Source organism: Shewanella sp. (genome assembly GCF_013214165.1).
Classification (GTDB): Bacteria; Pseudomonadota; Gammaproteobacteria; order Enterobacterales; family Shewanellaceae; genus Shewanella.
On the sequence record NZ_JABSSM010000126.1, the window covers coordinates 1 to 7,546 of the forward strand.

Sequence of the window (7,546 nt, forward strand, 5' to 3'; positions counted from 1 at the left end):
AAGGTAACCCCTGTGGTTACCGGGTAACATAGTACGCCTTAGTGGAGGCTTGAGCCGTATGCAGTGAAAGTTGCACGTGCGGTTCTTAGGAGAGCGGCACTTGGTAACAGGTGCCGCTTATCCGACCAAAGTTTGCTAGCCTTCGAATGAAGACTGATCACATTTTCTGGTGTAGCTTCTGGCTGAGTTGATACTGGGTAGTGAGTGTTAACTTTTACCTTCATGGTTATCTATCGCCTGCAGCGGGCTTATGTGCACCCTTTATTTTGAGAAGGTTCTGCGAGGCGGTGAATATGGCGCAGACATGCGCTTATGAACGAGAGGCACGGATGCCGAACTGGCCCTTAGATAGGATATCATTCAAGCACTTCCCTGTGGGCTCTGCGACAGCGTCTGATGTGAATGGATTCACAAATGCCGTGGTGACATGGATGTCATAGAACGGCCATGTCATCGAAGCTCGCAGCCGCATCTACACCTGCTGATTTACAAGATAAGTTGTCTCTTCGATTTTAGAGCGTGTGTTATTGCTAGTGTGAGAGGCTTAATCATGGCATGGCACCATGCATTCGCCACTTTGAACTTGGGGAGTTTAAAGTATCAAAAATCTTATGGGTGTCCACTTATCCTAGCTGTATAAAACACACTGGATTTATATTTTAATTGGATGTAAATCATACGACTACAGGCTTTCTAGCGCTTAAACTGTTAGAGTTGATATTTGGAGGAACGACCCACTATTTATCGTGGCTGGCTTGATAAATGCGCTTGATAAATGTCCTAGAATGGATTGCTAGATATCAGCAATAAGTGCCGATTAAGTTAAAATGCCAAAAATCTTATGGGTGTCCACTTATCGCGGTTGCATACAGCTCATCATCTTGATATTTTAAATTAAAATAAATCATCGCCTTATATGCCATTTAGCACTTACAATGTCATCACTGGTATGTGGTCAATGGCTGTATTTTTATGATGGGTGGCTCGATAAATTTTAATGTAACGAAGATTGGTTATAGACCAATCGGGATCTAAATCGTGAGAGAGCGATCTAAACACAATATTTGCTACTCTTACCTTTAGAAAATCCAGCTATTAGATCAAGCTTGTTTTCTCGCTTTTCACGCATGTTTTCTTCATTTTTTTCAACAACCTTTGTAGTAAGTGAGTATTCTTGATTAAAGAAAAATAAAAACTCATCACCAGTCGAATTTACAACAATAAAGCATTCTTCATGAATATTCTCGACACCACTGTTTAAAGCTAAGTCTGCAAAAGGGTTTCTACCATGTGTCGATTTATAACCTTTCAGTAATTCTCTTGTTAAGTTTGGGCTTACCCATGTAACTAACACTATATTTTTGTTGAGGTCTAGCAAAGAGCGATGTTTTTTGAAGAATTCCCCTTTAGTGAGAAAAACACCATACTTATAAATATCTTCACCTTTAAATGGTAGCTTTAACTCTATTCCATTAGGATGATTACGGGCGCTATCAATCATCTTAGTAATCGCTTTATTTCGCTTACCAAACATTTTCGATAGCTTCGACACTGCCTCTATGCCACCTTCACCAGGAGTATTCACCCTAGATAAAAGTCCAAATAACTCATCAATTTTGCTTTTTTCTGTATTGCACTTCCTGCAAACATGAAAATCACCATTCGCATTTGTTCTTTTTTTACTTACAGCTATTTGCGGGATTAAGTGCTCAACCGAACGACCATCGTCAGAATTCACGGATTTTCTAATTGCTATCCCACAGTACACACAGTCGTTATTTTTGATCATATACTCAGACTTTTATATTCAGGCTCACACTGTTGTAAGAGGTGCTGCTTGCTAATATTTGTATTGTGCGCATGCACATTTAATAAACCTATTACTTAAGCCGCGCTCAAGCAAAGACATTGATTAATAAGCATTCTACTAGAGTCTTTTTGAATAAACGAGGACAGAAATTTGCACAGTGAATATTGAGTTAGGTTCCTCCTACCACTCGATTATGTGTTTGATTTTACATTCAAAGTCAATTGGTTGTGCAAAAGAGTATGCATTTGCCTAGCGTCATCATCCCAATGTCCCTCAAGTTCTAGCATTTTAGTTAAAATCCACTTATTGCAATGAATACTTACTTTGAGTTCTTCTTCTGCTAAATCATTAATTATAAGGTTTTTAATCTTTCTAAAATGATTTCCGCATTCGACAGTTGTAGTCGCAGGCTTCAAAAAACCAATTTTTGCAATTAAATTATTATTCATTTTTAATATCTTCTCCGCGTACATGACTTTGGTGTTTAACATTTTATAGTGAGGTAACAACCGTGCTGCATTCACTTGATTTAGCATGTTTTTCTTCTTCATTTAACAATCTAGTAGCGATTAACTCTAATTGCCTTTCTAACACTAAATCCCACTCTGAAATTAAAGAAATGATATCCGCGTCCCTGAATATGCAATCCGTTTCGAGATTGCCCGTGTATCCCTTAACCTTCCCCTCTCTCAGGGCTAGCCTATTTAGGATAAAACTATGCTCTGATTTTCCTCGGCCTCTATTTGATGAGTGAGCAGCAAAATCATTACGGTAAGCCACCACTTCTATGTTTTTTATTTCGGGGATATTTTGCTCAATCATCAACTTTTGGCATATTACTAATATTGCTTGTTGTTGCATGTAACATGAATTTAAAACGCCATAGAACATCAAATAAAGCTTGCCAAATGACTCCTTAATGAAATCTTCGTCACAGAAACTATGCTTGGCTAGCTGAGTATCCTCAAGCAAGTAAAAAGAGTCTATAACTGAGCTATATGCATTCTCATCAGCTACATTGAGAAAGGTTACTAAATTCTTCGTGTCTGATTCGAAACTTTCAGCTACCTCAGATATTCCCCTACGAATATCGTAAATTATTGAATCAATTCTATTCAGCATACTGTACTCCATAATGAACCATAACGTCTTAGTATTTATGTGCTGTTTGCATGCATTAATAGCTCAATGGGCTTGATTAAATCATGTTATTTTTTCTCCAGCTCACCAACAAAAGACGGGACAGCCATATCTTTTGTGCTTTAGAGCATCCTCTACTAGCCTTTAAGTTACCTCAACTCAGTGTTGTTCAGGATAACGATTATGACTTCAGCTCGAAGAACCCTTATCGACCCAGAATCGACTCCGTTTTATCATATAATAAATCGTTGTGTTAGAAGAGCCTACCTTTGCGGTGAAGATAAATTGACAGGTAAGAGTTTCGAGCATAGACGCGGCTGGATTGTCGATAAAGCTAAGGCTCTGTCTGCTATATTTTGTATCGATGTCTGTGCCTATGCGGTGATGAATAATCACTATCATCTCGTGCTTAAAATTGACCTTGATAGAGCTAAGTCGCTGTCTAACCGCGAGGTGATCACACTTTGGTGTAAGGTGACTAAAGGACATGATGTAGCGACTAAATACATGAATGGCGATGCCTTAATCGAGGGTGAGCGTTTACTGCTTGATGGTCTACTTGCTGAATGGCATGAACGTCTATCGAGTATCTCTTGGTTTATGCGCTGCCTCAATGAAGAGATAGCCCGTAGGGCCAATCGTGAGGATGAGTGTAAAGGCGCTTTTTGGGAGGGTCGTTTTAAGAGCCAAGCCTTACTCGATGAACAGGCGCTGCTAGCATGCATGATGTACGTGGATTTAAACCCTATCAGAGCTGGAATTGCGAACACACTTCAAGCATCTGATTATACGTCTATTCAGGAGCGTATCACCGAGCAAAGTACCTCTGATAAAAATACTAAACCCAATGATGATAAATCTGCCTCAGCCTCGAGTGAGCCACTCAAACCACTTGCCAAGTTCGATGGTGATACCCACTCAGCGACTCAAGCAGGTATCCCATTTCATTTCTGTGATTACCTCCAACTTATCGATTGGACTGGCAGAGCCATTAGGCCTGATAAAAAAGGGTTTATTGACTCAAGCCAACCTAAATTACTCAATGAACTTGGCATAGCACCCGAGGCTTGGATAACCTCAGCGAAAGAATTTCGCCGCCAATACAGTGGTATTAGTGGTCGTTGGGATGCTATGTGTGCTTTCAAACAGCAGCATAGCTGTGGGCTATGGTGTAAAGGTAAAGCCAGCAGCAATGCACTTCATCCATCTCCTTAGCAAGGTCTTCGGAAAGGCCTTCGCGGCTGAAGCCGCTCCTACATTAAAGCGGATTAAGGGGGCGGAGAGAATTAGGACTTCCGAATAAACTAAGATACTTTTTCTAATCAATATCAGGTTAACCCGACCCAATGCTCTAACCCGCTTCTGTCCAGAAGCTTGTTTGTCGTGTCGATAAAAGCCGAATCGAAGAGAGCAATAACAGGGTGTGAACGCGGCTGCGAGCTTCCGAAACAAGGACGTTTTGGCAGAGCCCACAGGGATGTGCTTGCGGCGCCTCGTAGAAGTGTTTACACATGAGCCTGCAGCAAGCAATAAACACCAATGAAGCTATGGTATTCATAAAGCTAACCAAATAACAAAATCAGCCAAATGAACCGACATTAGATATTTCAGCAACTTGTTATCCGACAAGTAAACACATTTTTGTCCAGAAACTTGTTACAAACCAATAGAGCTGAAATCGAAGAAATAAATACTCAGGTGTGAACGCGGCTGTGACCTTCGGCATCAGGGATGATGTCGTAGAGCCCACAGGGACAGTGCTTGCGGCGTGTCACAGAAGTGTTTGCACTTAAGCCCACGGCAGGTGATAGATAAACATGAAGCTATGGCATTCATGAAGCTAATCAGATAACAAAACCCGCCAATGAACCCACAACAGATATTTCAGTAACTTGTTATCCGACAAGTAAACAAGCTTTTGTCCAAAAGTGAGCTAGGAAATGTTCTTTCTTAGTCGTAATAAAAGTACATACCATTATTTTCGTCCATTAGAGGTTGTTCCGATTTGTCAGACTATGGGTATATTTTATGTCAAAGTATGGTTATATTTTTTAGATAAATTATTGAAAGTTAGAAGTGGCTATGTCAGGTTTTGCTTGCAGCGACACTTCGTGCTAACCACAGTGGCGTTATTGTCTGCCCGGCTTGCAGTTATAAAGAGTTCACCCAATCACATAGAGCCTTCGGCGGCTTTTGGGGAGAAAGCACGTATGCTCATGGTCTGGCTCTTTATGAAGGCAGGGGCTCGACGGCTTAGCCCTGATGTTGTAAGAAGTGGCGATCAGTTTGAAATTACATTTCTGCCTGTTAGCTTCTGTGGCGTTATTGTCTACCCGGCTTGCAGTTATAAAAAGTTCACCCAATGACATAGAGCCGTCAGCGGATTTGAGTAAAGAGCCTTCAGCGTCTCTAATTAGCAGCCTTCAGCAGCTCTAATATGGAGCAGAGAGCGCGTATGCTCTGGGGTGGGTTGTTTAATGAACTGTTTATGAGTTTTCTGGGAAATCATTATTTCGGATTCTTACAGAAGATCTTGGGGACTGCTTAGATAAATCTAGGGCGATTTTTTTTGGATGATTTTTAGAGTGAAACGGGATAAGTACTTGGATATTAAGAAAAGTTTGGTACAGATGGAGAGACTTGAACTCTCACGCCCTTACGGGCACTAGCACCTGAAGCTAGCGTGTCTACCAATTCCACCACATCTGCATTGCCAGGAGTCAGAAAATAGTTTATTAATTCACCTACTTTTCAACTGCTTGCAAGACTGATATTACTGATCTATGTTATTGCTGTCAATCAATCTTAGAGTAATAGATCTTGGTCTGTCATTGGCTGAGATTGCTTTGTGTATTTTTTAAAGAGAAGGTAATGAAAACTATCAATAGAATCGTCTTATTACTGGCTGTGTGTCTGCCGGTATTTTCATCCATGGCCGCGCCTGCTAAACGAATCATAGCGCTATCGCCGCACTCGGTCGAGATGCTGTATGCCATTGGCGCCGGAGGCTCCATAATAGCGACCACAGACTATGCTGATTTTCCCAAATCGGCGCTGGATATCCCTAGAATCGGCGGCTATCACGGCATACAGATAGAGAGGGTGCTTGAGCTGGAACCCGACCTAGTGGTGGTTTGGGGCAGTGGCAATAAGGCCGAGGACCTACAGCGTTTAAAGGAACTGGGGTTTAATGTGTATAACAGTGACCCTAAGACTCTGGAAGCCGTTGCTGAAGAGCTGAAGGAGCTGGGAAAATTAACCGGTCATCGAGTCGCGGCAAACAAGGTCGCCGATGATTACCTTGCCGGGCTCGAGGCACTGCGAAAAGATAATCTGGCCAAGTCTGAGGTGAAAGTCTTCTATCAGCTCTGGTCTACTCCCTTGATGACAGTGGCGAAGAATAGCTGGATCCAACAGATCATCGCCGTTTGTCATGGGGACAATGTCTATCTCGATGCAGCCAATGATTACCCTCAGGTCAGTTTGGAGAGTGTTGTGTTGAAGATGCCGGAAGTTATTCTGCAGAGTCAGGATGAAGGTAATGTCTTAGGCGTCGACTGGAGTGAGTGGCTGGAGATCCCAGCAGTTAACAATCAGCATATTTATCAGCTCAATGCCGACCTGTTACACAGAGCAACGCCGCGAGCAATTCAAGGCGTGCAAGCGCTGTGCGATGCACTAGATAAGGCGAGATAGCCGTAATATATTTCTCCCGGCTAAAGCCGGTTCTACAATTTAAAAAGGACCTTGTCCCCTATGACGACTTTACTTATTTGTTTGTTTATTGCCATGTTATTACCTTATTTAGCTAAGGGACCTGTGGCTTGGGCCATGGCTAAGGCGGGTGGCTACGATAACGCCCATCCTAGGGCGCAACAGGCCAAGCTAACAGGCTTCGGTGCTCGGGCGGTGGCGGGACATCAAAATGCTTTTGAGTCCTTGCTTATCTTTGGTTTAGCCGTGGTGACAGTTATTGCTACAGACAATGTTAACGACACTGTAGTGACCTTGGCCATCATTCATCTGGTTGCTCGTGTCGCTTATCAGCTACTCTATCTGCTCGATAAGGGGACTCTACGTTCCCTGGCCTGGTTTGTGGCGGTGTTCTGTTCCTTCGCCATCCTCTTCCAGGCGTGTTAATCGCTCTACGCTAAGGGCTAGCGCCTTTTTGGTTCATTATGCGCCGCTAACTATTGGCGGTGCAGACGGCATCGAGCTTACAGGTGATCGCCCACACATTCTCATATCCAAGTCTCAGCAACTGCTCCGCCGCCAGACATGCTCTGACCCCCGAGCCACAATGAATGAAGATGGCCAGTTTCTCGTCAGGATAGAGGCTGAGCATCTTCATCTCTAATACGCCACGGGGAATGTGTACTGCGCCCTTGACGGCCTGCTGGGCATGTTCGGATGTCTCACGCACATCGATTAATACGCCATTTTTACTCTGGCACATTGAGGCGGCTTGTTGCGCCGTGATGGTATTCAATGGGGCTTTCACTTCGGCCATGATGTCGGCTATGGATCTCAACATAGATTTATTCCTCTTCTCTCACTGTGGTTTTGCTAGGCTGGCTTATGGCTTAGCCAGATCCT

The 7,546-nt window shown here is 42.9% G+C and carries 7 protein-coding genes and 1 tRNA gene; 3 read left to right on the top strand and 5 right to left on the bottom strand.

Annotation, left to right across the window (positions count from 1 at the left end; all coding sequences use genetic code 11):
* Positions 1 to 1,051: 1,051 nt before the first annotated feature.
* The 3 genes from HRU42_RS19855 to HRU42_RS19865 form a co-directional block, all read right to left on the bottom strand.
* Positions 1,052 to 1,738, bottom strand: coding sequence for a hypothetical protein (locus HRU42_RS19855; RefSeq protein ID WP_295033693.1), 687 nt, complete (start codon positions 1,736 to 1,738; stop codon positions 1,052 to 1,054).
* 263 nt (positions 1,739 to 2,001) lie between these two features.
* On the bottom strand, positions 2,002 to 2,259 hold the full coding sequence (locus HRU42_RS19860) for a hypothetical protein (RefSeq protein ID WP_295033694.1): 258 nt from the start codon (positions 2,257 to 2,259) through the stop codon (positions 2,002 to 2,004).
* A 43-nt stretch (positions 2,260 to 2,302) separates the two neighbouring features.
* Complete coding sequence (locus HRU42_RS19865; RefSeq protein WP_295033696.1) at positions 2,303 to 2,932, bottom strand: hypothetical protein; 630 nt, start codon at positions 2,930 to 2,932, stop codon at positions 2,303 to 2,305.
* A gap of 201 nt (positions 2,933 to 3,133) precedes the next feature.
* On the opposite strand from HRU42_RS19865, the gene HRU42_RS19870 reads away from it, so the two are divergent.
* Positions 3,134 to 4,165 carry a transposase gene (locus tag HRU42_RS19870; RefSeq protein WP_295033698.1) on the top strand — a complete coding sequence of 344 codons (1,032 nt, stop codon included), beginning with the start codon at positions 3,134 to 3,136 and terminating at the stop codon, positions 4,163 to 4,165.
* 1,407 nt (positions 4,166 to 5,572) lie between these two features.
* Here HRU42_RS19870 and HRU42_RS19875 read toward each other — a convergent pair.
* Positions 5,573 to 5,659, bottom strand: a tRNA-Leu gene (locus HRU42_RS19875).
* 162 nt (positions 5,660 to 5,821) lie between these two features.
* On the opposite strand from HRU42_RS19875, the gene HRU42_RS19880 reads away from it, so the two are divergent.
* The gene (locus tag HRU42_RS19880; protein ID WP_295033699.1) at positions 5,822 to 6,646 is read left to right on the top strand and encodes a cobalamin-binding protein; all 825 of its coding nucleotides are present in this window, start codon (positions 5,822 to 5,824) and stop codon (positions 6,644 to 6,646) included.
* 60 nt (positions 6,647 to 6,706) lie between these two features.
* A complete protein-coding gene (locus HRU42_RS19885; protein ID WP_295033700.1) occupies positions 6,707 to 7,090 on the top strand; it encodes an MAPEG family protein in 384 nt (127 codons plus the stop codon).
* 46 nt (positions 7,091 to 7,136) lie between these two features.
* On the opposite strand, the gene HRU42_RS19890 is transcribed toward HRU42_RS19885, so the two are convergent.
* Positions 7,137 to 7,484, bottom strand: a complete 348-nt coding sequence (locus tag HRU42_RS19890; protein ID WP_295033702.1) for a rhodanese-like domain-containing protein — start codon at positions 7,482 to 7,484, stop codon at positions 7,137 to 7,139.
* Between the last annotated feature and the right edge of the window lie 62 nt (positions 7,485 to 7,546).